At 58.4% G+C, this 25844-nt stretch carries 23 protein-coding genes and 1 pseudogene; 12 read left to right on the top strand and 12 right to left on the bottom strand.

Annotated elements, in window-relative coordinates; translation table 11 throughout:
* The first annotated feature begins 43 nt into the window (after window positions 1-43).
* Window positions 44-646, top strand: coding sequence for a cold-shock protein (locus QRN31_RS01205; RefSeq protein WP_090187443.1), 603 nt, complete (start codon window positions 44-46; stop codon window positions 644-646).
* Window positions 647-710: 64 nt separating this feature from the next.
* On the opposite strand, the gene QRN31_RS01200 is transcribed toward QRN31_RS01205, so the two are convergent.
* Together QRN31_RS01200 and QRN31_RS01195 are read right to left on the bottom strand one after the other, a co-directional pair.
* A complete protein-coding gene (locus tag QRN31_RS01200) occupies window positions 711-917 on the bottom strand; it encodes a SlyX family protein (RefSeq protein WP_222588176.1) in 207 nt (68 codons plus the stop codon).
* 3 nt (window positions 918-920) lie between these two features.
* The gene (locus tag QRN31_RS01195; protein ID WP_285429660.1) at window positions 921-1346 is read right to left on the bottom strand and encodes an HIT domain-containing protein; all 426 of its coding nucleotides are present in this window, start codon (window positions 1344-1346) and stop codon (window positions 921-923) included.
* Between the two features lie 916 nt (window positions 1347-2262).
* Here QRN31_RS01195 and QRN31_RS01190 point away from each other — a divergent pair.
* A complete protein-coding gene (locus QRN31_RS01190) occupies window positions 2263-3591 on the top strand; it encodes an OprD family porin (RefSeq protein WP_285429635.1) in 1329 nt (442 codons plus the stop codon).
* A 142-nt stretch (window positions 3592-3733) separates the two neighbouring features.
* Here QRN31_RS01190 and QRN31_RS01185 read toward each other — a convergent pair whose 3' ends face one another.
* Both QRN31_RS01185 and QRN31_RS01180 read right to left on the bottom strand, forming a co-directional pair.
* Entirely contained in the window at window positions 3734-4576 is an 843-nt protein-coding gene (locus QRN31_RS01185; protein ID WP_285429633.1) for a mechanosensitive ion channel family protein, read from the bottom strand.
* Window positions 4577-4727: 151 nt separating this feature from the next.
* The gene (locus QRN31_RS01180) at window positions 4728-5213 is read right to left on the bottom strand and encodes a YajQ family cyclic di-GMP-binding protein (RefSeq protein ID WP_008029244.1); all 486 of its coding nucleotides are present in this window, start codon (window positions 5211-5213) and stop codon (window positions 4728-4730) included.
* A 140-nt stretch (window positions 5214-5353) separates the two neighbouring features.
* Between QRN31_RS01180 and QRN31_RS01175 the strand changes: the two genes are divergently transcribed.
* From QRN31_RS01175 to QRN31_RS01165, 3 genes are read left to right on the top strand one after another with little or no spacing between them, the layout of a single operon-like run.
* On the top strand, window positions 5354-6271 hold the full coding sequence (locus tag QRN31_RS01175) for a putative 2-dehydropantoate 2-reductase (RefSeq protein WP_285429632.1): 918 nt from the start codon (window positions 5354-5356) through the stop codon (window positions 6269-6271).
* A 45-nt stretch (window positions 6272-6316) separates the two neighbouring features.
* Complete coding sequence (locus QRN31_RS01170; protein ID WP_285429631.1) at window positions 6317-8353, top strand: sensor histidine kinase; 2037 nt, start codon at window positions 6317-6319, stop codon at window positions 8351-8353.
* Between the two features lie 2 nt (window positions 8354-8355).
* Complete coding sequence (locus QRN31_RS01165; protein ID WP_285429630.1) at window positions 8356-8937, top strand: cob(I)yrinic acid a,c-diamide adenosyltransferase; 582 nt, start codon at window positions 8356-8358, stop codon at window positions 8935-8937.
* Window positions 8938-9056: 119 nt separating this feature from the next.
* Here QRN31_RS01165 and QRN31_RS01160 read toward each other — a convergent pair whose 3' ends face one another.
* The 4 genes from QRN31_RS01160 to secA all read right to left on the bottom strand — a co-directional run bounded on the left by QRN31_RS01160 (window position 9057) and on the right by secA (window position 14882).
* The gene (locus tag QRN31_RS01160) at window positions 9057-10001 is read right to left on the bottom strand and encodes a Nudix family hydrolase (RefSeq protein WP_285429628.1); all 945 of its coding nucleotides are present in this window, start codon (window positions 9999-10001) and stop codon (window positions 9057-9059) included.
* Window positions 9998-10630 carry a glutathione S-transferase family protein gene (locus tag QRN31_RS01155; protein ID WP_285429627.1) on the bottom strand — a complete coding sequence of 211 codons (633 nt, stop codon included), beginning with the start codon at window positions 10628-10630 and terminating at the stop codon, window positions 9998-10000. The genes QRN31_RS01160 and QRN31_RS01155 overlap by 4 nt, the downstream gene beginning before the upstream one ends.
* A gap of 173 nt (window positions 10631-10803) precedes the next feature.
* Window positions 10804-12021, bottom strand: coding sequence for a bifunctional glutamate N-acetyltransferase/amino-acid acetyltransferase ArgJ (argJ, locus tag QRN31_RS01150; RefSeq protein ID WP_285429626.1), 1218 nt, complete (start codon window positions 12019-12021; stop codon window positions 10804-10806).
* 122 nt (window positions 12022-12143) lie between these two features.
* Window positions 12144-14882, bottom strand: a complete 2739-nt coding sequence (gene secA / locus QRN31_RS01145) for a preprotein translocase subunit SecA (protein ID WP_285429624.1) — start codon at window positions 14880-14882, stop codon at window positions 12144-12146.
* A 307-nt stretch (window positions 14883-15189) separates the two neighbouring features.
* Here secA and QRN31_RS01140 point away from each other — a divergent pair, with 307 nt between their 5' ends.
* Window positions 15190-15645, top strand: coding sequence for a DUF721 domain-containing protein (locus QRN31_RS01140; protein ID WP_285429623.1), 456 nt, complete (start codon window positions 15190-15192; stop codon window positions 15643-15645).
* Between the two features lie 120 nt (window positions 15646-15765).
* Here the strand turns inward: QRN31_RS01140 and QRN31_RS01135 are convergent, their stop codons facing one another.
* Window positions 15766-17253, bottom strand: a complete 1488-nt coding sequence (locus QRN31_RS01135; protein ID WP_285429622.1) for a helicase HerA-like domain-containing protein — start codon at window positions 17251-17253, stop codon at window positions 15766-15768.
* A 186-nt stretch (window positions 17254-17439) separates the two neighbouring features.
* Here QRN31_RS01135 and QRN31_RS31500 point away from each other — a divergent pair.
* From QRN31_RS31500 to gpgF, 5 genes and pseudogenes are all read left to right on the top strand, one after another.
* Window positions 17440-18471 (top strand): annotated as a pseudogene (locus tag QRN31_RS31500) (HAMP domain-containing protein); the annotation flags it as partial.
* A gap of 93 nt (window positions 18472-18564) precedes the next feature.
* On the top strand, window positions 18565-19329 hold the full coding sequence (locus tag QRN31_RS31495) for a methyl-accepting chemotaxis protein (protein ID WP_405046053.1): 765 nt from the start codon (window positions 18565-18567) through the stop codon (window positions 19327-19329).
* A gap of 148 nt (window positions 19330-19477) precedes the next feature.
* The gene (gpgS, locus tag QRN31_RS01125; RefSeq protein ID WP_285429618.1) at window positions 19478-20599 is read left to right on the top strand and encodes an N-acetylglucosaminyl phosphatidylglycerol synthase; all 1122 of its coding nucleotides are present in this window, start codon (window positions 19478-19480) and stop codon (window positions 20597-20599) included.
* Window positions 20592-21368 carry an N-acetylglucosaminyl phosphatidylglycerol deacetylase gene (gene gpgD / locus QRN31_RS01120; RefSeq protein ID WP_285429617.1) on the top strand — a complete coding sequence of 259 codons (777 nt, stop codon included), beginning with the start codon at window positions 20592-20594 and terminating at the stop codon, window positions 21366-21368. The genes gpgS and gpgD overlap by 8 nt, the downstream gene beginning before the upstream one ends.
* Window positions 21365-22360 (top strand): glucosaminyl phosphatidylglycerol flippase, encoded by a 996-nt coding sequence (gpgF, locus tag QRN31_RS01115; RefSeq protein ID WP_285429615.1) that lies wholly within the window; start codon window positions 21365-21367, stop codon window positions 22358-22360. The genes gpgD and gpgF overlap by 4 nt, the downstream gene beginning before the upstream one ends.
* On the opposite strand, the gene QRN31_RS01110 is transcribed toward gpgF, so the two are convergent.
* Both QRN31_RS01110 and purU read right to left on the bottom strand, forming a co-directional pair.
* Window positions 22347-22523, bottom strand: coding sequence for a hypothetical protein (locus QRN31_RS01110; protein ID WP_285429614.1), 177 nt, complete (start codon window positions 22521-22523; stop codon window positions 22347-22349). The genes gpgF and QRN31_RS01110 overlap by 14 nt on opposite strands.
* A gap of 86 nt (window positions 22524-22609) precedes the next feature.
* Window positions 22610-23458 carry a formyltetrahydrofolate deformylase gene (gene purU, locus QRN31_RS01105; protein WP_259153240.1) on the bottom strand — a complete coding sequence of 283 codons (849 nt, stop codon included), beginning with the start codon at window positions 23456-23458 and terminating at the stop codon, window positions 22610-22612.
* A 339-nt stretch (window positions 23459-23797) separates the two neighbouring features.
* Between purU and mvaT the strand changes: the two genes are divergently transcribed.
* Window positions 23798-24175 (top strand): histone-like nucleoid-structuring protein MvaT, encoded by a 378-nt coding sequence (gene mvaT / locus QRN31_RS01100; protein WP_007933316.1) that lies wholly within the window; start codon window positions 23798-23800, stop codon window positions 24173-24175.
* 99 nt (window positions 24176-24274) lie between these two features.
* On the opposite strand, the gene sbcB is transcribed toward mvaT, so the two are convergent.
* Window positions 24275-25705 carry an exodeoxyribonuclease I gene (sbcB, locus tag QRN31_RS01095; RefSeq protein ID WP_285429612.1) on the bottom strand — a complete coding sequence of 477 codons (1431 nt, stop codon included), beginning with the start codon at window positions 25703-25705 and terminating at the stop codon, window positions 24275-24277.
* Between the last annotated feature and the right edge of the window lie 139 nt (window positions 25706-25844).

Raw genomic sequence — 25844 nt, 5'->3', positions numbered from 1 at the left:
ATCAGCTCTTCCTTGTGATCCGTCTTAACGTGAGTTAATCAAAATGTTGAAAATCGTTCACCTGCTAACGGGCGCAGCAGCTTTGCTGTTGTCCTTCATACCCAGCCTGCAACCCGAAGCTGCTCCTTACCTGCAACAACCCGCTGCACTGTACCTGGCCTTTTTCGGCCTGCTCAACCTCACCCTTGCTCCCGTGATCCCTTACTGGAACAAAGGTCCTCGTCATCAACTGCAAAACCTGGTCAGCGCCCTGCTGGTCCTGGCCGTCGTCCTGCAAACCGTTTCGCTGATCGCGAAAATGCCGGACATCGCCGGTCAACCTGCCGTTCTGTTCAGCCTGCTGGCCGCCCTGATTGCCGTTCTCCTGCATTTGGCCATCAGCTTCTACAAATCTTCACCGGCCGCCGCCTCGCCAAGCTATGACATGAGCAACCGCGATACCGGCACCGTCAAGTGGTTCAACACCTCGAAAGGCTTCGGCTTTATTTCCCGTGATTCCGGCGATGATATTTTCGTGCATTTCCGGGCAATTCGTGGCGAAGGTCACCGTGTTCTGGTCGAAGGCCAGCGCGTGGAATTTTCCGTGATGAATCGTGACAAAGGTCTGCAAGCCGAAGATGTGATCGCCGCACTGCCGCGCCGCTGATTCCAGGCCCCCAAAAAAAACCGCGAACAGCCGAGCTGCTCGCGGTTTTTTATTGCCTGCGGTTTCAATAATGCGGTGGCGGGGTTTCTTCTTCAAAGGTTGCGAACTGGCCAGCCATTTCCTCCTGACGCTTGAGCAGTGCGGCCATCTGCAGCTGCAGTCGCTCAACGGCGCGCTGCTGCGTCGCCAGCACATCACTCAATGACTGGATGGTATCGTCCTGAAAGGCCAGTTGGCTCTCCAGATCGGTAACGCGCTCTTCCAGGCTCATGATTCAACCCTCCAGAAACGTGAAGTCTTCGGTTAACAACAGGCGCAACCGCTCGCGAATCGTCGCGATCTGCTCTGCGCTGTAAGGCACAGACGAGTGTTTACCCCAGACCGGCGCGGGCCAGGCCGCATCTTCTCGCTTGCGCACAATCACATGCATGTGCAGCTGACTGACCACATTGCCCAGGGCTGCGACATTCAACTTATCGGCGTCGAACGCATCCTTGAGCAGTTCCGCCAGCGCCGTCGTTTCCTGCCACAACCGCTGCTGATCGGCGACATCCAACTGAAATATCTCACTGATATCGTCGCGACGCGGCACCAGAATGAACCAGGGGTAATTGGAATCATTGGATAACAGCAACCGGCAAAGCGGGAAATCCCCGATCGGTAGTGTGTCTTGTTGAAGTCGTGGATCTAAAGCGAACACCGCGCGCACTCCCGCCTGGTCATCATTTTTCAGCTTAGTCCGCCTCCAGAGAGGCTGCGCACCAAGCGACAAGACGCCAGCATACCTGTGAAAGCGGCCTGCTTCACGACCAACCACTGCCAACGTCAGGCCACCGAAACGACATTCGGCATGCGAACGCCCTGTCGTGAGACATTTTCTAACACGGCGCACCATCACAGCACCTGTTACGTCAGAATCAGCTCCGAAATGACTGATAAACAATGAAGAGTTTCCAGCCGAGCTGCACCTACACTGTGTGAATTCGGTACAGCAATTGAAATTTTTTGCACCAAAATCGTACAGTGCGTCTACGCTGAGTGCGTCAGGCATCCGCCAATTACTCACTGGTGGGGTGAACCGGTAACGTTTTTGGTTGTCACGCCGTCGAACGGGAGGGTGCAACACGATGCAAACCGAGGCGTCAAGCTTGAACAGCAGGCGCTTGAAGCCCCCGGTTTCATGAGGTTTTTACTGCACCAAGCAGGCCGTCAGAAAAAAATGGCAACAGAATTCTGATTTGTGCACGCTTGTTGCATTCACACCCATATCGCCTTGGTCGCCTCCGCTGGAAGTGGAAGCCTCAAGGCAAATAAAAACAGCGGCAGGGTTGCCCGATGGAGATTCAAACGTTTCACCAGGGACTCTTTTTACCGATGTCCGAGTCTTGGAAAACAACGCTGAAGTTGTCATTCCGCTTGCATCGAGGCTGTAAATTTGCGACATCTACCAAGCTGTTTGCGACAGGGTCGTAAAGAAGCCGAAAGGTTAGATACGCAAGTATCGCCAACATGGTCGGCGTGATATAAGTTTGCGCCGACACAAAAAGAAAGAGCCGCCCAGATAATAAATCAGGTGGGACGGCAGTACTCTTCTAAAACCAAAGGAGCAAATCACGATGCGCGTGATGAAGTGGAGCATGATCGCACTGGCAGTTGCAGCAGCAGCCAGTACTCAGTTGGCAGTAGCCGCACCTTTCGTAAGCGACCAGGCAGAAGCCAAAGGTTTTGTTGAAGACAGCAAACTCGACTTGCTGGTTCGCAACTACTACTACAATCGCAACAAGAAAGACGGCGCAGTCGACGACAAAGACTGGACCCAAGGCATCCAGGGCATGTACAGCTCGGGTTACACTCAAGGTCTGATCGGTGTCGGCGTTGAAGCTTGGGGACAACTGGCCATTAAGCTCGACGGCTCCGACAAATATTCGGGTACCGGCAACATGCCCGTGGGCAAAGATGGCGAAGTCGAAAACAACCAGGGCAAAGCCGGCGCTGCCGCCAAGTTCCGCATCTCCAAGACCGAGCTGAAAATCGGCGACATGCAGCCAAGCACCTCTCCGGTGTTCGCTGTTGGCGGCTCCCGCATCCTTCACCAAACTGCCACCGGTGTCCAACTGCAGAGCAGCGAAGTCAAAGACCTCGACCTCGAAGGCGGTCACTTCACCTCGGCTACCAGCCAGGACAGCAACGCCCGTAACGGCGACCTGTGGGCTACTTACGCTGGCGTGAAAGCCAACTCCATCGACTACGTCGGTGGCAAATACGGCATTACCCCAGACCTGAGCGTTTCGCTGTACGGTGCCAAGCTCGAAGACATCTGGAACCAGTACTACGCCAACGCGAACTACACCCTCGCACTGGGCGGCGACCAGTCGCTTAACTTCGACGGTAACATCTACAACACCCGCGACACTGGCAATGCTAAAGCAGGCGAAATCAACAACACCGCCTACTCGCTCGCTGCTGCTTTCTCGTTCCTGAAAGCGCACACCTTCACCCTGGGCTTCCAGAAAGTGAACGGCGACACCCCGTTCGACTACATCGGTGTGGGTAAAAACAACCGCGGTGGCGACTCGATTTTCCTCGCCAACTCCATCCAGTACTCTGACTTCAACGCCCCTGGCGAGAAGTCGGTACAAGCCCGTTACGACCTGAAAATGGCCGAATACGGCGTACCTGGTCTGAGCTTCATGACCCGTTACGTGAAAGGTTGGGACATCGACGGTACCAACACTCCAGCAGGCAGCGCTTACGCTGGCCTGTACGGTGCCGATGGCAAACACCACGAAACCAACCTGGAAGCCAAATACGTCGTTCAAACAGGTCCAGCGAAAGACCTGTCCTTCCGTATCCGTCAAGCATGGCACCGCGCCAATGCTGACGAAGGCGAAGGCAGCATCGACGAGTTCCGCCTGATCGTTGACTACCCACTGTCGATCTTGTAATCGCAGTTGGTTAGTTAGTAAGCATAAAAAAGGCCCATCTTCGGATGGGCCTTTTTTTGTTGGCTACAAACAATGTATTAAACGATCAAATCCGTGAGCAAACATGCCTGACCAAAAGAGTCAGACATTGATCAAAAAACAATCACTGCACTGCAGACTCCTGCACCACACGAATTACCCGCTGTGGAAACGGAATATCGATACCCGCTGTTTTCAAACGATCCCGGGACTGTTCGTTGAACATGAACATCACATCCCAATAATCCGCTGTCTTCACCCACACGCGCAGAGAAACAGTAATCGAACTGTCACCCAAGGTAGAAATGACTGCTTGTGGAGCCGGGTCAATCAGTACACGGGGATCCTTGGCCAGTTCCAGCAACACTTCCCGGGCCTTCTGCAAGTCCGCTTCGTAGTCCACACCCACATCAAACACAACTTTGCGAGTCGGCTGGCGGTTTGTGTTGGTAATGATACCGTTCGACAAGTTGCCGTTCGGCACGATGATGGTTTTGTTGTCGCCAGTGCGCAATACGGTGTGGAAGATCTGGATACTGTCGACAGTACCGGCAACGCCTTGGGCTTCAATCCAGTCACCAATACGAAACGGACGGAACAACAGAATCAGCACGCCGCCGGCGAAGTTTGCCAGGCTGCCCTGCAAGGCCAGGCCGATGGCCAGACCGGCCGCACCAATGGCCGCGACGAACGACGTGGTTTCGACGCCAATCATCGACGCCACGCTGACGATCAGTAACACCTTGAGGATGATGTTCGCCAGGCTGCTGATGAAACCTTGCAGCGCGAGATCGGCGTTACGCAGTGCCAGCAGGCCACCGAGCTTTTGCGCCACCTTGTTGATCAACCACCAGCCGATGGCCAGGGTAATTACCGCCAGCAACACGCGGCTGCCGTATTCCATGATCATCGGAATCCAGGCTTGGGATGCCTTGACCAGGTGGTCCACTTCAGTATTCAAATCCATCTTCTTTCTCCTGATTTCCGGCTACCCGGCACGCGATAAAAACTGCGGCGATTGCGACTTGCTCGCGAAAGCGGTGTTTCATTCAACAGTGATGTCGAGTGATACGCATACTTCGCGGGCAAGCCCGTTCCCACAGATCCCGCCTCTAAGGTCAGTCGCGGAAGTTGTTGAACTGCAGTGGCATATCGAAGGTTTTGGCGCGCAGGGCCGCGATGGCTTCCTGCAAGTCGTCACGTTTCTTGCCGGTGATACGCACTTGCTCACCCTGAATGGCCGCCTGGACCTTGAGCTTGGCGTCCTTGACGTGAGCGACGATTTTCTTCGCCAGCTCTTTGTCGATGCCTTCCTTGAGGACCGCTTCCTGCTTCATCAGCTTGCCCGAGGCATAGGCGTCTTTGACTTCAAGGCACTGCACATCGATCTTGCGCTTGACCAGGGCCAGCTTGAGGATCTCGATCATTGCCTCGAGCTGGAAGTCCGCTTCAGCGGTCAGGTTGACGGTCAGCTCCTTTTCCTTGAACTCGAAGGTGCCTTTGCCTTTCAGGTCATAACGACGATCGAGTTCCTTGACGGCGTTCTCGACCGCGTTGGTGACTTCGTGTTTGTCCAGTTCGGATACCACGTCGAACGACGGCATGTAATCTCTCCAGTAAAAAGGCGCGCTCGATAGCGATGGCGCGCGCTTGGCTTGCGGTTAAAATCGGGCTCATTATAACGGGTCTTTTCCAACCGATACTGTGAGCCTCACATGCCTGTGCCAAACCGAGCAAAAAGCTGATGTCGACCACTTGGCATGTTCTGGGCGCCGGCAGTCTCGGTACCTTGTGGGCCACGCGCCTGGCCCGGGCCGGGGTGCCGGTCAGATTGATTGTGCGCGACGAGCAGCGATTGCGGGCCTATCAGGCCGCTGGCGGGCTGACGCTGGTGGAGCATGGCGAAGCGCACACCTACGAAATCCCCGGCGAAACTGCACACAGCGAGGGACCGATCAACCGCTTGCTGGTGGCCTGTAAAGCTTACGATGCCGAGAGCGCCATCGCCCAACTGGCGCAGCGCCTGACGCCTGATGCCGAGTTGATCCTGTTGCAAAACGGCCTCGGCAGCCAGGACGCGGTTGCCGCGCAGGTCCCGCAGGCGCGCTGTGTGTTCGCATCGAGCACCGAAGGCGCGTTTCGCGACGGCGATTGGCGTGTAGTGTTCGCCGGTCATGGTTACAACTGGCTGGGCGATGCCGGCCACCCGGTGGCGCCAATCTGGCTGGATGACCTGACTGTCGCTGGTATTCCCCACGAATGGAGCACCGACATCCTGACCCGGCTGTGGCGAAAGCTGGCGCTCAACTGTGCGATCAATCCCCTGACGGTGCTGCACGACTGCCGCAATGGTGGTCTACAGGAGCATCACTGCGAAGTCGCCACCCTGTGCAGCGAGCTGACTGATTTGCTGGAGCGTTGCGGTCAGCCCGCGGCGGCGCAAGATCTTCAACAGGAGGTTGAACGAGTGATTCAAGCCACGGCGGCCAATTACTCCTCGATGCACCAGGACGTCGCCAATCAGCGTCGGACCGAAATCAGCTACCTGTTGGGCTACGTCTGCAAAGTGGCGGCGCGGCACCAGTTGAACCTGCCACACCTCAATCAATTGCAGCAGCGACTGATTGCGCATCTGCTCAGCCTTGGATTGCCCAGCGACTAAGCAGCGGCTACGCTGGCCACTTGTTCCTTTTCAGCGATGAACCTGATGCCATTGCGCCAGCGCCTCGAAAACCTTCCCGTCGGCCAGAAACTGTTGGCCGCTCTGCTGGTGTTATTGGTCACCATCCTGCTGGTCGCCAACCTGACCTTTATCAGTGCCGCGTATTACATTTCCCAGGAAAGCATGGCTCCCCAGGCGCTGCAAACCATCGGCCGACTGGTGTCCAACCCGAGCCTGGTGGCCGATGCCTTGAAGTCGCCGGACAATGCCGAACGCCTGCTCAACGAGCTCAACAGTTATTCACCACTGCGAGCCGCCGCGCTTTATGACGGCAAGGGTGAGCGTTTGGCGCAGCTGCAGCATGGCGACAGGCTGAACCTGCCGGATCGCTACCGGCACATCGAAGCCTGGCAAGCCACCGAGTTTCGCAGCAATCAAGTGATCACCCTGCCCCGCCCCGGCACCGCGCCAGGGCACCTTTTGTTGGTGGCCAGCAGCGAATTGCCGGTGGCCTTCTACACCGGGACCCTGACCGCCAGTCTCGGCATCCTGATTTTCAGCGTGCTGTTGTGGCTGGTGATCGCCCGCCAGATCAAACGCCTGATTACCCGCCCGATCCATCAACTTGAAGAGCTGTCACGGCAAGTGACCCGCGAAGAGAACTACGCCCTGCGCGCCTCCCGAGGCAACCACGACGAAATTGGCAGCCTCGCCGAAGCGTTCAACACCATGCTCTCGCGCATCGAAGCGCGGGAGCAGCAACTCAAGCGTGCCCGGGATGACTCCCAGGCAGCGTACGATCAAGCTCAGGGCCTGGCTGAAGAAACCCGCCACACCAATCGCAAACTGGAACTGGAAGTCCAGGTGCGCAGCAAGATCGAGAAAAAGCTCACAGGCTTTCAGAACTACCTCAACAGCATCATCGACTCGATGCCGTCGGCCTTGATCGCCCTCGACGAGCAGCTTTACGTGACCCAGTGGAATCAGGAGGCCAGCGCACTGTCCGGCACGCGCCTGGACGAAGCGTTGAACCAGCCGATCTTCCTCGCCTTCGAGCCACTGAAACCGTTTCTGCCGCAACTCAAGCAAACCGTTGAACAACATACGGTAGCCAAGATCGAGCGCGTGACCTGGTTCAAGGACGACGAACCCAAGCATTACGCCCTGACGTTCTACCCGCTGATGGGCGGCGCGGGGCGCGGTGTGGTGATTCGTATCGACGACATTACCCAGCGCCTGTCCCTGGAAGAAATGATGGTGCAGTCGGAAAAAATGCTCTCGGTTGGTGGCCTCGCCGCCGGCATGGCCCACGAGATCAACAACCCCTTGGGCGCGATCCTGCATAACGTGCAGAACATCCGCCGACGCCTGTCGCCTGATTTGCCGAAGAACCTGGAACAAGCCGAGCAAATCGGTATCCCGCTGGAAACGGTCAACAAATACCTGCAATCGCGGGAAGTGCCACAGTTGCTCGACGGCATTCAACAGGCCGGTGCCCGAGCAGCAAAGATCGTCACCCACATGCTCAGCTTCAGCCGCCGCAGCACGCGGCAAATGGCCCCGTGCGACCTGCCGGCGCTGATCGATCAAGCGGTGGAAATCGCCGGCAACGACTTCGACCTGGCCATTGGCTTCGACTTCAAGGGCCAGGCAATCATTCGCCAGTTCGACCCGGCACTGGGGCCGGTGCCCGGCACCGCCAACGAACTGGAACAGGTGCTGCTCAACCTGCTTAAAAACGCCGCCCAGGCCATTCACCAGCGTGAAGACGACAGCGAACCCGGGCGGATCATCCTGCGCACCAAGCTGAATCCGCCGTGGGCCGAGATCCAGGTCGAGGACAACGGCATCGGCATGAGCGAGAGCGTGCGCAAACGCACCTTCGAGCCGTTCTTCACCACCAAGGAAATCGGCCAGGGCACCGGCCTTGGCCTGTCGGTCTCGTATTTCATCATCACCAACAACCACAAGGGACAGATGGAGGTGCAATCGACACCGGGCCAAGGCACCTGCTTCACCTTGCGCCTGCCGCTGGCGGGCACCCCAGTGATCTCACAAGAACTCAATCAGCTATCGAGGTAACCATGGGCTTTCGCCTGTCGAAAATTTACACCCGCACTGGTGACAAGGGCGAAACCGGCTTGGGCGATGGCCGCCGTGTACCCAAGGACCATCCGCGGATCGAAGCCATTGGCGAAGTCGATACGCTGAACAGTCAGGTGGGTGTGCTGTTGGCCGGGCTGACGACTGAAAGTGCCACGTATCCGGGATTGAACGAAGTCATCGAGATCTTGGCGCCTTGCCAGCATCGTTTGTTCGATCTGGGGGGTGAACTGGCGATGCCGGAGTATCAGGCGTTGAACATCGCGGAAATCGAACGGCTGGAAGCGGCGATCGATGTGTGGAACGAAGAGTTGGGACCGCTGGAGAATTTCATTCTGCCGGGCGGCTCGGCGCTGATTGCCCAGGCCCATGTCTGCCGAAGCCTGGCGCGCAGTGCAGAGCGACGGTGTCAGCAGTTGAATGCGATTGAGCCGCTGACTGGGGTTGGGCTGGCGTACATCAATCGGTTGTCGGATTTGCTGTTTGTAATGGCAAGGGTGATCGCCAAGCGGCAAGGAATTGCCGAGATTTTGTGGCAGCCGGCTGCTAAACCTCAGGAATAATCGGCATATTTAAGGACGCTATCGCGAGCAAGCTCGCTCCCACAGTGAATTGCGGTGTACACAAAACCAATGTGGGAGCGAGCCTGCTCGCGATGAGGCCATTGGCCTCTCCGCAATAATCAAGCCTCAGGCCAGAACGCCCGAATCCCCGCCACGCCCTGAGCCCCGGCTTCCCAGGCCTTTTGCCGTTCGGCCGGGCCGACGCCGCCGAGCAGGAACACCGGTTTGCTGAAACCTTCGATCAACACCGAAGCCTGCTCCCAACCCAACGGCTGCGCATCAGGATGCGTCTGGGTCGGCTGCACAGGCGACAGGGTCACAAAGTCCACGCCCATCTCTTCGGCCAGCGCCAACTCTTCAGCGTTGTGGCAAGACGCCGCCAACCAGCGCGACGCCGGTAACGGACGCCCCGCCGCTGCGTATTTGCGCAATTGTGCGGCGGTGATGTGCCAACCGGCGGACGGGAAGTCGCCCAACCATTCGAACGGCCCTTTGATCATCAACTGCGCCTTGCCGGCACAGAGCCCCGCCGCATCCACGGCCAGATCGCGGTATTTCGGGTCGTAGCCGTTAGGCGCTCGCAGCTGGATCAGCTTGATACCGCCAGCGATGGCTTTCTGAATACCACGCAGCAAGGCCGGGGTTTCCAGGTCTTCCGGGGTAATCAAATATTCGGCGGGCAAGCGTGCCGCCGCGACGATTGGCCGGTTGGCTGCCGGGAACTCGTAACTCAGCAGGTCGCGCTGAGTCACCCATTCCAGAGGCTGACCTTCGGCGCCATGGGGTTCGCCGGTAAAGGCCGAGACTTCCCAGACGTCCAGCAACACTTGCTTGTCCGGGTAATCGTGACGAACCTTGATCAACGGCCGCGCGGCGCTGACCACAATGCCCAGCTCTTCATGAAGCTCGCGTGCCAAAGCGGTTTCGACCGATTCGTCGTCCTCGACCTTGCCGCCCGGGAATTCCCACAAACCGCCCTGGTGCTGGGTGTCGGCGCGGCGTGCGATCAGGATTTTGCCACTGCTGTCACGGATAACGGCGGCGGCTACGTGTACTCGTTTCACTGTCCAACCTCCTCCAGACCTGCCTTCTGCCAGGCCTTGAACGCTGGCCATTGGTAAAGGGTTTCGACGTAGGCCTCGTCCACGGCAGGCAACTTCACCTGGTAGGTGCGCAGACGCACGGCAATCGGCGCAAAGAATGCGTCTGCCAGGGTCGCGCGGCCAAACAGGAACGGACCGGTTTGCGTCGACGCCGCTCGGCATTCGGCCCACAACGCCAGCATGCGTTCGATGTCCGCTTGAACGTCAGTGGGCATCGGCGATAAAGGCGCATCGTGGCTCAAGTCGAACGGCATGTTGCCGCGCATGGCAAAGAACCCGGCGTGCATCTGCGCACAGGCCGAACGCGCCTGGGCACGGGCCGCGGTGTCTTTGGGCCAGAGGCCGGCGTCGGGAAATTGCTCGGCCAGGTATTCGGCAATCGCCAGGGAGTCGGCGATGGTGCCATGTTCGGTTTTCAACAACGGAACCTTGCCGGTCGGCGAGTGCTTGAGCAGTCGTTCGCGGGTGTCCGGTTTGCCCAGTTTGATCAGCTCTTCGGTGTAGGGAGCGCCGGTGAGTTCGAGGGCCAGCGCGCCGCGAAGGGACCAGGAGGAATGCAGTTTGTCGCCGATGATCAGGTGGAGGCTCATGTTCGGGACCTTTTGATGAGGAAACAGGCCAGTCTTGTAGTGACTGGCAGTCCGTCATCGCGGGCAAGCCCGCTCCCACATTCGATGCCGCGGAACACAAATGTTGTATTCACTGGAGATCTCTTGTGGGAGCGAGCCTGCTCGCGATGGCAGCGACTCGGTCTAACGAATGATCAAGTACGGTACTCGGCGTTGATCTTCACGTATTCGTGGGACAGGTCGGTGGTCCAGATGGTTTCGCTGCAATCGCCGCGACCCAACTCGATCCGAATGGTGATTTCTTCCTGTTGCATCACCGCCGCGCCCTGGGCTTCGGTGTAGGTCGCGGCGCGGGCGCCATGGCTGGCGATACACACTTCGCCGAGGAACACGTCGATCTTGCTCACGTCCAGATTCGGCACGCCGGCACGACCAACGGCGGCCAGAATGCGGCCCCAGTTCGGGTCGGAGGCAAACAGTGCGGTCTTGATCAGCGGCGAGTGCGCCACGGTGTAAGCAACGTCCAGGCACTCTTGGTGATTGCCGCCGCCATTGACTTCAACGGTAACGAACTTGGTCGCGCCTTCGCCGTCGCGAACGATGGCCTGGGCCACGTCCATGCACACTTCAAACACAGCCTGCTTGAGCTTGGCGAACAATTCACCGTTGGACGAAGTGATTTCCGGCAGCGCCGCCTGACCGGTGGCGATCAGCATGCAGCAGTCGTTGGTCGACGTGTCGCCGTCGATGGTGATGCGGTTGAACGACTTGTTGGCGCCATCCAGCAACAGGTTCTGCAGCACATCGCGGGAGACTTTGGCGTCGGTAGCGATGTAGCCGAGCATGGTCGCCATGTTCGGACGAATCATGCCCGCGCCTTTGCTGATACCGGTGACGGTGATGGTCACGCCGTCGTGCTGGAACTGACGGCTCGCGCCTTTTGGCAACGTGTCAGTGGTCATGATGCCGGTGGCGGCCGCTTCCCAGTTGTTGACCGACAGATCATCCAGCGCAGCCTGCAAGGCGCCTTCGATTTTCTCCACCGGCAGCGGCTCGCCGATTACACCCGTGGAGTACGGCAGCACCAGGCTTGCATCGACGCCAGTCAGTTCAGCCAGCTTGGCGCAGGTGCGCTCGGCGGCAGCCAGGCCTGGCTCGCCAGTACCGGCGTTGGCATTGCCGGTGTTGGTCAGCAGGTAACGCACCGGACCTTGCACGCGCTGCTTGGCCAGAATCACCGGAGCGGCGCAAAAGGCGTTCAGGGTGAACACGCCCGCGACCGTGGAACCTTCGGCGCAGCGCATGACCACGACATCCTTGCGCCCGGGGCGCTTGATGCCGGCCGAGGCGATACCGAGTTCAAAACCGGCAACCGGGTGCAACGTTGGCAAAGGACCAAGACCAACAGCCATGAATGCGCTCCTTAATAAATGATGTCAGCACCGCTTTCAGGAAGAACGGTGGTTTAAATGGCAAAACGCCGCGACGGCTAAAGCCGGTCGCGGCGCGGGTATTTCAGCGGTTGAAACGGGTATTACTGGATCTGCCCGTGGCAATGCTTGAATTTCTTGCCCGAACCGCAGTAGCACAGTTCGTTACGGCCCAGCTTCTGGTCGTTGCGGACCGGGGCGATGGCAAGGGCTACATCAACCTCTTCACCGATCAGTTCCGGTTGCGCTTCCAGGCCAGGCGCTTCGGCGTGTTCGAACTGCATGCGGGCGGCCAGTGCTTCGGCTTCCTGACGCAGGCGTTGCTCTTCGGCTTCCGGATCTTCGCGGCGAACCTGAACGTGCGACAGCACACGGATCGAGTCGCGCTTGATCGAATCCAGCAGCTCGGAGAACAGCGTGTACGACTCGCGCTTGTACTCTTGCTTCGGGTTCTTCTGCGCATAACCACGCAAGTGAATGCCGTGACGCAGGTGATCCATGGTCGACAGGTGGTCTTTCCACAAGTCATCAAGCACACGCAGAACGATTTGCTTCTCGAAGGTGCGCAGCGCTTCGGCGCTCGCCTGCTCTTCTTTCTCGTTGTACGCGGCCAGCAATTCGTTCAGCAGCTTCTCGCGCAGGGTCTCTTCATACAGGTGATCGTCTTCGTCGAGCCATTTCTGGATCGGCAACGCCACGCCGAAGTCGCTCTGCAACGCGGCTTCCAGACCGGCCACGTCCCACTGCTCAGGCAGCGATTGTGGTGGAATGTGAGCGCTGACGGTTGCGTTGAGCACGTCCTGACGGAAGTCGGCAATGGTCTCGCCGATGTTGTCGGCGGCCAACAAACTGTTACGCATGTGATAGATCACTTTACGCTGTTCGTTGTTGACGTCGTCGAACTCGAGCAATTGCTTGCGAATGTCGAAGTTACGGCCTTCAACCTTGCGTTGAGCCTTCTCGATGGCGTTGGTCACCATGCGGTGCTCGATCGCTTCACCGGACTGCATGCCCAACGCTTTCATGAAGTTCTTCACCCGGTCAGAGGCGAAGATGCGCATCAGGCTGTCTTCCAGGGACAGGTAGAAACGGCTGGAACCGGCGTCACCCTGACGACCGGCACGACCACGCAACTGGTTGTCGATACGGCGCGATTCGTGACGCTCGGAAGCGATCACCTGCAAGCCGCCCGACTCCAGCACTTGCTGGTGACGTTTCTGCCAGTCGGCCTTGATCTGGGCAATCTGCTCAGGGGTCGGGTCTTCAAGCGAGGCGACTTCCACTTCCCAGTTACCGCCCAACAGGATGTCGGTACCACGACCGGCCATGTTGGTGGCGATGGTCAGTGCGCCCGGACGACCGGCCTGGGCAATGATCTCGGCTTCTTTTTCGTGGAACTTGGCGTTCAGGACCTTGTGTTCGATGCCTTCTTTCTGCAGCAGCGCAGACATGTGCTCGGACGTTTCGATGGTTGCAGTACCCACCAGCACCGGACGGCCCAGGGTCATGCATTCCTTGATGTCGTTGATGATCGCCGCGTATTTCTCTTCGGCGGTCAGGAACACCAGGTCGTTGTAGTCTTTACGCGCCAGCGGCTTGTTCGGCGGGATAACCATCACCGACAGACCGTAGATCTGGTGGAATTCGAACGCTTCGGTGTCGGCGGTACCGGTCATGCCGGACAGCTTGTTGTACAGACGGAAGTAGTTCTGGAACGTGGTCGACGCCAGGGTCTGGCTTTCGGCCTGGATGTTCAGGTTTTCCTTCGCTTCGATCGCCTGGTGCAGGCCTTCGGACAGACGGCGACCCGGCATGGTACGACCGGTGTGCTCGTCGACCAGGACAACCTGACCGTCCTGCACGATGTATTCGATGTTGCGATGGAACAGCTTGTGCGCACGCAGACCAGCATAAACGTGGGTCAGCAGGCCCAGGTTATGCGCCGAATACAGGCTCTCGCCTTCGGCCAGCAGACCGACACGGGTGAGCATTTCTTCGATGAACTGGTGACCGGCTTCGTTGAGTTCGACCTGACGGGTCTTCTCGTCGACGGTGTAATGGCCGGCCTTGGTGACGACGCCTTCTACTTCTTCGACATGCAATTCCAGCTGCGGGATCAGTTTGTTGATCTCGATGTACAGCTTGGAGCTGTCCTCGGCCTGACCGGAAATGATCAGCGGGGTACGGGCTTCGTCGATGAGGATGGAGTCGACTTCGTCGATCACGGCAAAATTGAGTTCGCGCTGGAATTTTTCTTCCATGCTGAACGCCATGTTGTCGCGCAGGTAGTCAAACCCGAATTCGTTGTTGGTGCCGTAGGTGATATCGGCGGCGTAAGCCAGGCGTTTCTCTTCCGGCGGCTGGAATGGCGTAACCACGCCGACCGTCATGCCGAGGAATTCGTAGAGCGGGCGCATCCAGTTGGCGTCGCGTCGGGCCAGGTAGTCGTTCACCGTCACAACGTGCACGCCCTTGCCGGACAGCGCGTTGAGGTAAACACCCAGTGTTGCCACCAGGGTCTTGCCTTCACCGGTACGCATTTCCGCGATCATGCCTTCATGCAAGGTCATGCCGCCGATCAGCTGGACATCGAAGTGACGCATACCCATGACGCGCTTACCGGCTTCGCGGGCGACCGCGAAGGCTTCTGGCAGCAGCTTGTCGAGGGTTTCCCCTTTGGCGATGCGGGCCTTGAACTCATCTGTCTTGGCACGCAATTGATCGTCCGAAAGGGCCACCATTTGCTCTTCGAAGGCATTGACGAGTTGCACCGTCTTGAGCATGCGTTTGACTTCACGCTCGTTCTTGCTTCCAAAAAGTTTCTTTAACAAAGGCGCAAACATATCGGCAGGATCTTCCACACTAAAGGGATGGAGGGCGGCCCCGTGAGTCGCCCGTGCAGCCCTCATGGCCGCATGCGAACGAGCATTCTACCCGGAAACGATGGTGAGGAAAGTGGCGTTGTTCCACGATGCATGCACTGCGCTATGACGGGGCTCACTTAAAATAAGGGCTTTTTGCGCAACTTCAAGTCATTCACGGCAGAAGTTACTTGTTGATTTAATGGGTAAAGCGCGCGCAAAGCAATGGGTCGGGTGCAGGGAGCGCTTTCTGCTACCATGGCAGCTCTGTTACTTCAGGTGTCTGATCATGGCATTTCGCCCTCTTACGGCCAGAGCACCCGCCGTTCTGCTTCGCGAAGCCAAACCGCTGAAAGCCATCTTCGGCCACGCTCAACGCCTGGGTCATTTACAACGTCTGCTCGAAAGCCAATTGCAGCCTGCCGCCCGCGAGCACTGCCATGTGGCGTCATGGCGCGAAGGCAGTTTGTTGCTGATCGTCACCGACGGCCATTGGGCGACCCGTCTGCGCTACCAGCAAAAGCGCCTGCAACGACAGCTACAGATGTTTGATGAGTTCGCCAGCCTGACGCGAATTCTGTTCAAGGTACAGCCGCCGACCGTTCAGCAAGGCGCGGCAGGCCATACCATCAGTTTGTCGATCGATGCCGGCGCGACCATTCAAGCGACCGCCGACGGGATCAGCGATCCGAATCTGCGGGCAGCACTGGAACGACTGGCGGCGCACGCAAAACCTAAAGACTGACATCGAACCCCTGTGGGAGCGGGCTTGCTCGCGAAAGCGGTGTGTCATTTAACAATGATTTCGACTGACACACCGTCTTCGCGAGCAAGCCCGCTCCCACATTTGGACCGTGCCCACTGGCTAGCGGCGTTTGCTGCCTCCGAGCAATGACCCCATCAAACCGCGTACCAGTTGTCGGCCCAATTGATTGGCCGCCTGACGCATCGCCGATTTAAGCGCCTGCCCTGCCGCCGTCCCGAGGAATTCTCCGGCCTTATCGGTAAAACTCGGTTCCTCTGGCGCAGGTTTGCCCGGCACGGCCTCGGGCTCCGGCGCCAGTCCTTTGCGGCCCATCAATATTTCATACGCCGACTCCCGATCAATCGGCTTGTCATACCGCCCCTTGAACGGCGACCCGGCGATCAGCATCGTGCGCTCGGTTTCCGTCAACGGCCCGATCCGCGATTGCGGTGGAGCAACCAATACACGCTGGACCATCTCCGGCGTGCCCTTGTCCTGTAACGTGCCGACCAGCGCCTCGCCGATTCCCAGCTCAGTGAGCACCGACAAGGCGTCAAACGCCGGATTCGGTCGAAACCCATCGGCCACCGCCCGCAAGGATTTCTGTTCTTTGGCCGTGAAGGCGCGCAGACCATGCTGGATACGCAGGCCGAGTTGGGCCAGCACGTCGTCCGGCAAGTCGCCCGGCGATTGGGTGACGAAATACACGCCCACCCCTTTTGAGCGAATCAGCCGCACCACTTGCTCCAGGCGATCTTGCAACGCCTTGGGCGTGCCCGCGAACAATAAATGGGCTTCGTCGAAAAACAGTGCCAGCAGCGGTTTATCCGCATCGCCGCGCTCGGGCAGTTGCTCGAACAGTTCAGCCAGCAACCACAGCAGGAACGTCGCATACACCTTCGGCGCCTCGTGAACCAGACGACTGGCATCCAGCAGATGAATGCGCCCGCGCCCGTCGACCGTCGGCTGCAGAATGTCTTCCAGTTGCAGTGCCGGTTCGCCGAACAGCGCTTCGGCGCCCTGTTGTTCCAGCGTCGCCAGGCGCCGCAGCAATGCCTGGCTGGAACCGGTGGTCATCAACGCCGCATCGTCCCCGAGCATTTCGGGATGGTCACGCAGGTGATTGAGCAGCGCCTTCAAATCCTTGAGGTCCAGCAGCAACAGCCCTTCGCGGTCCGCGACCTTGAAAGCCGCGTACAACGCCGACTGCTGGCTGTCAGTCAGTTCCAGCAGACTGCCGATCAGCAGCGGGCCCATTTCGCTCAAGGTCGTGCGCAATGGATGACCGGACTGACCGTGAATGTCCCACAGGGTGACCGGATAGGCCGCCGGCTTATGGTTCAGCCACGGCATCCCGGCGATCCGCTCGGCGATTTTGCCTTGCGGGTTGCCGGCAGCCCCCAGGCCACACAGGTCGCCCTTGATGTCTGCCGCAAACACCGCCACGCCCGCATCGCTGAAGGCTTCGGCGAGGCGCTGCAACGTGACGGTTTTACCGGTCCCGGTCGCACCCGCGATCAGACCGTGACGATTGGTCAGGCGCATGGCCTGAGCGACAGGCTGGCCGGCAAGGTCGGCTCCGATAACGAGTTGCGATGAGTCAGGCATTTTGTCACCCATGGTTAATCTTTGGCCCTGCATGGCCGATACAAATAGTTGTGAGACCAATGCGAAACAAGCGTCGGTAATTCCCTAAGGAGAGGACGGAAATATCAGCTTTTTCAACATTGCCCAGTTTGCGTGCCTTTATAAAAGCACGCTCAGGACATTAAGACCTTAGCGGAACCCCAAGCCATGAACAAAAACCTGCGCTTCAGTCACAAAATTTTGCTTGCCGCCGCCCTAATCGTTATTGCCGCTTTTGCCTCGTTCACCCTGTACAACGACTATTTACAGCGCAATGCGATCCGCAGGGATCTGGACAACTATCTGCAAGAGATGGGCAGAGTCACCGCCAACAACATTCAAACCTGGCTGGCCGGTCGCAGCCTGTTGATCGAAAACCTGGCGCAAACCGTTGCACTGAACCCCGAAACGGGCAACGTCTCCAAGCTGCTTGAACAAAAGGCTGTGACGTCGACCTTCATGGGTGCCTACCTGGGCAACAAGGATGGCTCGTTCATCATCCGCCCGGACAGCAAGATGCCCGACGGCTATGACCCGCGCGCCCGCCCTTGGTACAAGAGTGCCCAGAGCGCCAGCGGTTCGGCCCTGACCGAACCGTACATCGATCTGGCGTCCGGCCAGTTGGTGATTTCCATTGTTAACAGCGTCCTCAAGGACGGCCAGAACATTGGTGTGGTCGGTGGCGACCTGAGCCTGCAAGTAATCGCTGACAGCCTCAACGCCCTGGACTTCAATGGCATGGGCTATGCCTTCCTCGTCAGCGCCGACGGCAAGATTCTGGTCCATCCAGACAAGGCGCTGGTGATGAAGACCCTGAAGGATGTCTACCCGCAAGACACCCCGACAATCAGCAGTCAACCGAGCGAAATCGAAGTCGACGGCAAAACCCGTATCGTAACCTTCACCCCGATCAAGGGGCTGTCCTCGGTCAACTGGTACATCGGCCTTTCCGTGGACAAAGGCAAAGCCTTCTCCACGCTCAGCGAGTTCCGCACCTCGGCCATTATCGCGACCGTCATTGCAGTGGCCATTATCATCGCCTTGCTCGGGATGTTGATCCGCATCCTGATCCAGCCATTGCATGTCATGACCCGAGCCATGGAAGACATCGCCGATGGTGAGGGCGATTTGACCAAGCGCCTGACCATCCAGAACAACGACGAGTTCGGCGTCCTCGGCACCGCGTTCAACCGTTTTGTGGAGCGTATTCACGGCTCGATCCGCGAAGTGTCCTCGGCCACCGGCCAGGTCAACGAAGTCGCGCTGCGTGTGGTGGCTGCATCGAACTCGTCGATGTTCAACTCCGACCAGCAAGCTTCGCGCACCAGCAGCGTGGCCGCCGCCATCAACGAGCTGGGCGCCGCGGCTCAGGAAATCGCCCGCAACGCCGCCCAGGCTTCCAGCCAGGCCAGCGATGCCCGCAGCCTGGCCGAAGACGGCCAGCAAGTGGTGGATCGCAGCATCAAAGCGATGAATCAGCTGTCGAGCATGCTCAGCGCTTCGAGCACCAACATCGAATCGCTGAACAGCAAGACCGTGAACATCGGGCAGATTCTTGAAGTGATCACCAGCATCTCCCAGCAAACCAACCTGCTGGCGCTCAATGCCGCCATCGAAGCGGCCCGTGCCGGTGAGGCAGGACGCGGTTTTGCGGTGGTGGCGGATGAAGTGCGCAACCTCGCCCACCGCACGCAGGAGTCGGCCCAACAGGTGCAAACCATGATCGAGGAGCTGCAAGTCGGCGCCCGGGAATCGGTCAGCACCATGAGCGACAGCCAGCGCCACAGCCAGGACAGCGTGGAAATCGCCAACCTGGCCGGCGAGCGCTTGAACAGCGTGACTCAGCGCATCGGCGAGATCGACGGGATGAACCAGTCGGTGGCCACTGCAACTGAAGAACAGACGGCTGTCGTGGAGTCGATCAACGTCGACATCACCGAGATCAACACGCTGAACCAGGAAGGCGTGGAAAACCTGCAGGCAACGTTGCGGGCGTGTTCGGACCTGGAGCAGCAGGCGGCGCGTCTTAAGCAGTTGGTGGGTAGTTTCAGAATTTAAGGCGTTCTCACTGACCTCATCGCGGGCTTGCCCGCGATGGCGGTCTGTAATACACCGCAAAAACCTCGCTGACGCCCACGCTACAAAACCCCAAACGAACATCTATCCTTCATAAAGGTCAACCAAGGGAGAACAACGGACCGGAGGGATGCTCATTGTGCATATCGCGGACATAACCATGTTCTACGCCCCGGCCAGCGGTGGCGTGCGCACGTATCTGGATGCCAAGCACCGGCGCCTGAGCATCAAGCCAGGCATTCGCCACAGCCTGCTGATCCCGGGCGCTCATTTGAGTGAACAGGATGGCGTTTACAAAGTTCCGGCTCCGGCCCTGCCCTTTGGCAGGGGTTATCGCTTCCCTCTTCGTCTGGCCCCATGGCGAAATGTCCTGCAAGTCTTGCAGCCCGATCTGATCGAAGTCGGCGATCCATACCTCACGGCTTGGGCCGCTCTGGATGCCCGTAGACAACTGGACGTGCCGGTGATCGGTTTCTACCACTCAGACCTGCCGTTGCTGGTCAGCAATCGGATGGGCAATTGGGTGACCCCCAATGTCGAAGCCTATGTCAGCAAGCTGTACGGTAACTTTGATCGGGTCCTGGCACCGAGCCAGGTCATGGCCGACAAGTTGATCGGCCTGGGCGTGAAGAATGTGTTCGTACAGCCCTTGGGGGTCGACCTTCAGACCTTCAATCCCGACGCCAGGGACCCCGGTCTGCGCGCCGAATTGGGCATCGACGAAAACACCCATCTGCTGATCTTCGCCGGCCGTGGTTCCAAGGAAAAAAACCTGCCGGTCCTGCTGGCTTGCATGAAGCGCCTGGGGCCTCGATATCACCTGCTCCTGGTCGGTTCCTCGATGCCCGCCGTGGTGCCAGACAACGTGACCGTCGTCGACGAGTTCTGCCCGGCCACGCAAGTCGCGCGTTTGATGGCCAGCGCCGATGCGCTGCTGCATGCCGGTGATCAGGAAACCTTCGGCCTGGTGATTCTCGAAGCCATGGCCAGCGGCATTCCAGTCGTGGCGGTCGCCGCCGGAGCCTTTAGGGAAGTCGTTACCGACGCTTGTGGCGTGCTGTGCACACCTAACAGTCCCCTGGCGATGGCCAACGCTGTGCGCGAACTGTTCAGCCAGGGCAGCGCCGCTTTGGGCAAACGCGCTCGCAGTCATGTCGAACAGCATTACGCCTGGGACAATGTGGTCAACAGTCTGTTGGGCCACTACCACGCGGTTCTCGGCAGCCAATGGCCGCTGACCGCCAATGGTTGAACCCATGAATCCGCCCAGCCTGTTACTCGTGCTGCACGACGTTGCGCCGCAAACCTGGGCTGACTACCAACCTTTTGTCGAAGCCGTCGATGCCTTGGGCGAGGTGCCGATGACCTGGCTTGTGGTGCCCGACTTTCACAGGCATAACAATCTCGACGCCCATCCAGGCTTCAGGCGCCTGCTCACACACCGAGTCGCCCGAGGTGACGAGCTGGCGTTGCACGGCTACTTTCATTGCGATGAAGGCCCATCCCCCGGCAACCCCAGAGACTGGTTCATGCGCAGGATCTACACCCACGAAGGCGAGTTTTACAACTTGTCGCAAGCCGCCGCCCTCTCCCGTCTGCGTGCGGGAATGGAAGTATTCCATCGCTATCGGTGGCCACTGCAAGGCTTCGTCGCGCCGGCCTGGCTGATGAGCGACGGCACCCGTCAGGCACTGCGCCAGTTACCGCTCAAATACACCAGCGATTCACAGCACCTCTATCGCCTGCCGGATTTCACTGCCATCGACGCCCCAGGGCTGGTCTGGAGTGCGCGTAGCGCCTGGCGTCGGGGCTTGTCAAAAGTCCTCAGCGACCAGCGCGAGCAGCACTGGCGGCACGCGCCAGTGATTCGACTCGGCGTGCATCCGGTGGACATGCGCCATGGGTTTTCACGTAATTATTGGCTACAGACCCTCAAGCGCCTGCTGGATGAGGGGCGCGTGCCAATGACTAAAGCCCAATGGCTCTCGTTGCAAAGTGACCGTATCGGTTGCGTCGCATGAGTCGCGGGATTCTGCTGTTTCTCGCCCTGCTTGCCGCAGTGCTGATTCCATTGCTGCTCGGCGGCAATCAGACGTGGTCACGCCTGCAAAGCTTTCCGTTGAATCAATTGCTGATCATGTTCGGCATGATCTTTCTGTGCTGGGGGGTCAACACCCTGCGCTTGCGCCTGTTGCTGGGCGATCAACGCGCCAAGGTCGGGCGGGTCAAAAGCCTGGGCGTGGTCATGGCAGCCGAGTTTGCCTACTGCGCCACCCCCGGCGGCAGCGGCGGACCGCTGACCATCATGGCGCTACTGGCGCGTAACGGCGTGCGGCCAGCAAGGGGCAGCGCCGTGTTCGCCATGGACCAACTGAGCGACCTGCTGTTTTTCCTCTGTGCATTGAGCGCGATTCTGATTTATGCGCTGTTCCAGCACCTCAGCGAACGCCTGGAGTGGCTGCTGACCGTCAGCGCCATCTCGATGTTCGGCGGACTGTTCAGTTGCCTGCTGGTCGCCCGCTACCATCGACGACTGATTCGCCTGAGCGGACGGTTGCTCGTCCGCCTGAATGTCAAAGGCACCACGCGCCTGCGCTGGGCACGAAAACTCCTGCACTTCCTGGCGGCGTTCACTGACACATTGAAGTTGCCATGGCAGACGCTGATTAAGGTCTTTGCCCTGACCTGCGTGCATTGGCTCCTGCGTTACAGCGTGTTGTATCTGGCGTTGCGCGGGCTCGGCGCGGATTTGCAGTGGGCCTGGTGCTTTCTGATCCAGATGCTGTCGCTGAGTGCGGGGCAATTCAGCCTGCTGCCGGGCGGTGCCGGTGCGGCGGAATTAACATCGGCGGCGCTGCTGGCGCCGATGGTGGGCAAGTCCACTGCGGCGGCAGCCATTCTGATCTGGCGCGCGGTGACCTATTACTTCTACCTGGTGGTGGGTGGCCCGGTGTTTTTGCTGATGTTGGGCCGACCGCTGCTGAAGAAGTTGATGAGGTTCAAGCAGGCTTAGGCGTGTCCTCGGTTTTTTGCTGCAGTTGCTCCCACAACTCGGCAGCACCGGGAAACTCCGTGCCGTCTTCGGGGCTCATGTCATCCGGGTCGTAGCGACTCAAACACCCCTCCCCCACTGTGGCCGGGGCCTTGGAAGTGGCTTTGTCGAGTGGATCGGCCATGGTCATGTCCTCAGTGCAGAAACGGCGAAGGGCCTGAAGCGATTGAACGCCCAGGCCCTTCGAATTTCAACCGTATTGTGCAGCGGTCAGAAAACCACGGTTTTGTTGCCGTGTACCAGAACCCGATCTTCCAGGTGATAACGCAGACCGCGCGCCAGTACCATTTTCTCGACGTCACGGCCGAAACGCACCATGTCTTCGATGCTGTCACTGTGGCTGACACGTACCACGTCCTGCTCGATGATCGGACCGGCGTCCAGCTCTTCGGTCACGTAGTGGCAGGTCGCGCCGATCAACTTCACGCCACGCATGGAAGCCTGGTGATACGGCTTGGCCCCAACGAACGACGGCAGGAAGCTGTGGTGAATATTGATGACCTTGTGCGCATATTCACGGCACAACTCAGGTGGCAGGATTTGCATGTAACGGGCAAGTACCACCACTTCAGCATCATGCTGTTTGACCAGGCGCGAGACTTCGGCGAAGGCCGGTTCTTTGTCCTGCGGATTGACCGGTACGTGGTAATAAGGAATGCCGTGCCACTCGACCATGCTACGCAAGTCGTCATGGTTGGAAATGACGCAAGAGATTTCGCAGTCCAGTTCATCACTGTGCCAGCGGTGCAGCAAGTCGGCCAGGCAGTGGGACTCACGGCTGGCCATCAACACCACGCGCTTCTTCTGCGCAGTGTCGGTGATGCGCCAGTTCATCGAGAACTCTTGGGCAATCGGCGCAAACGCTTCGCGAAAGGCTTCGATACCGAAAGGCAACGAATCGGCACGGATCTCGTGACGCATGAAGAACCAGCCGTTCTGATTGTCAGAGTGATGGCTCGCTTCCGTGATCCAGCCGTTATGTGACGCCAGAAAGTTACTGACTTTAGCAACGATACCGACGCGGTCCGGGCAAGCAATCACCAGCCGAAAAGTGCGCATGAGGGTAAAACTCCAGAACTTCGCAAAGGCGGCCATTCTAGCGATTGCGCAGCAAAACTGCAGTATTGATGACACGGTCGCGCACGCAGGTCAGTGGAACAGGTTCAATCAGCCCTTCGCCTGCCCGCGCGATGGTGTTCTTGCAGGCACTCTTCAAGAGCACAATTGTGAATATCTGTGATGACCGCATCACACTTTTAACTGCACCTGAAATTCGCGCCCTAATCCCTCGCAACTAATTTAAGTAAAACACCGGTTAAATGTTTACTTGATGAAACACCCTGACTATTATTGCGGCACTGTCACCTGCCATCCAGCGCTAAACATAAGGTAGTCCCCATGTCCTTGATCAACGAATACCGCGCCACCGAAGAAGCTATCAAAGAGCTGCAAGCCCGTTTGAAGAACCTGTCCCAAGACGACAAACTGCAAACCGAGCTGGAATTCGAAGGCAAACTGCGCACCCTGATGGGCGAATACTCCAAGTCCCTGCGTGACATCATCGCGCTGCTGGATCCAGAATCCAAAACCAAGGCTCCACGCGGTGGCGCAGTAAAAACTACTGGCACCAAACGTGCCCGTAAAGTTAAGCAATACAAAAACCCGCACAACGGCGAAGTCATCGAAACCAAAGGTGGCAACCACAAGACTCTGAAAGAGTGGAAAGCCAAGTGGGGCGGTGACGTGGTAGAAGGTTGGGCTACTCTGCTGGGCTAAGCCACAGAGTTTGTCAAAGACTTATCCGCGACAAAAAATAACGCCAGCAGATGCTGGCGTTTTTTTATGTCTGCAATTCAGGCTGCGGTATTTTCGTTTTCAAAGATTTAAACGTTTGCGTAATTCCTGGACATAATTCTGCCATTCATTGAGCACCTCCCGCTGAAACGATGTAGCGGTAATTGCCAGTTGGGCAGCAGCCTCCATGAAAGTTTGCAGCGTATTTGGCGCCCCCCACTCAGGATCTGACAAACGTTGCTGACAGAATATTCGCCAGCGCTCTTGCTCCTCGAAACTCAACGTATCAGGGAAGTTACGTGCGCGATAACGAAACAACAATTCAGGCAAACGTTCGTCATCGAAAGGCCATTGCTCTTGTGATAATTGGACAGGGTCGGCCGCTCGGACTTGCTCACATAGCCGTCGATCCCGATCACCGATAAAACCATCGTATAACTGTTGTTCGGGGTCCTGGCTCTGAGTGAAGTCTTCACCGGCATAAATCGCCAGTACCTTATCCCGCCAAACCTGTTGTGCGTCACTTAGCCGCAGCACGCGCTCCTGATAAAGCACCATGTCCAGCCCCAGGCGCTGTTGATCGTCTGGACGCAGCACCGACAACGGCGCCACCACCGGGCACTTGTTGATATGGATGAGCTTGAGCGGCACCGGCAGTTCACCTTCCGCCAAGTCATCGCGACGGGTATACAGCAGCTGGCGCAAGGCGTCGGCATCCAGATCGAGCAACCCTTGGGGATCGAGGTGCAGGTCACAGACAATCAAAGCGTTTTTGTTGCGCGGATGCCAAGCCAGCGGCAGCACCACACCGACGTAACTTCGTGCGGCCGAGAAACGCCCGGAGATATGCACCATCGGCTGCAACAGGCGAATCTGGTCCATGACCTTTTGTTTGCCGCGCAGCTGAAACAGCCAGTCATACAACTTCGGCTGCTTTTCACGAATCAGGCGCGCAAGTGCGATGGTGGCGCGAACGTCCGATAACGCCTCGTGGGCACTGCCGTGGTCAATGCCATTGGCGGCGGTCAGCCGTTCGAGCTTGAGCGTGACCCGCCCTTCCTCATCGGTTGGCCAGACGATGCCGTCGGGGCGCAAGGCATACGCCGCCCGCACCACGTCGATCAGGTCCCAGCGACTGTTACCGCCCTGCCACTCACGGGCATACGGGTCGAAAAAATTACGATACAGGCTGTAACGTGTCATCTCGTCGTCGAAGCGCAGCGTGTTGTACCCCGCCCCGCACGTCCCCGGCGCAGCGAGCTGGGCGTGCACCCGGGTCATGAAGTCGGCTTCGCGCAAACCCTGTTCGGCCAACTGGCCTGGGGTAATGCCGGTGATCGCGCAGGCGGCCGGATGCGGCAGGATGTCTTCACTGGGCTGGCAAAAGAGGTTGACCGGTTCGTCTATTTCATTGAGATCGAAGTCGGTGCGAATCCCCGCCACCTGCAGCGGGCGGTCGCATCGCGGATTGATGCCAGTGGTTTCGTAGTCGTACCAGAAGATCGAGGTCACGGGCTGTTCCTGAACTGAAGATCGGCGAAGTCTAGGCGTTCACATCCCGCCCCGGCCAGTAATCTTGTCATTCAATCACCTCTGCCTACTCACCGTGCAATACATAGTTATGTCGTTTCCCCCCGAGAGGCTGCTAGCA

The organism is Pseudomonas sp. fls2-241-R2A-110, assembly GCF_030209165.1.
Classification (GTDB): Bacteria; Pseudomonadota; Gammaproteobacteria; order Pseudomonadales; family Pseudomonadaceae; genus Aquipseudomonas.
Note: the sequence above shows the minus strand (reverse complement) of the source record. Positions and strands in the feature narration are given on the sequence as shown.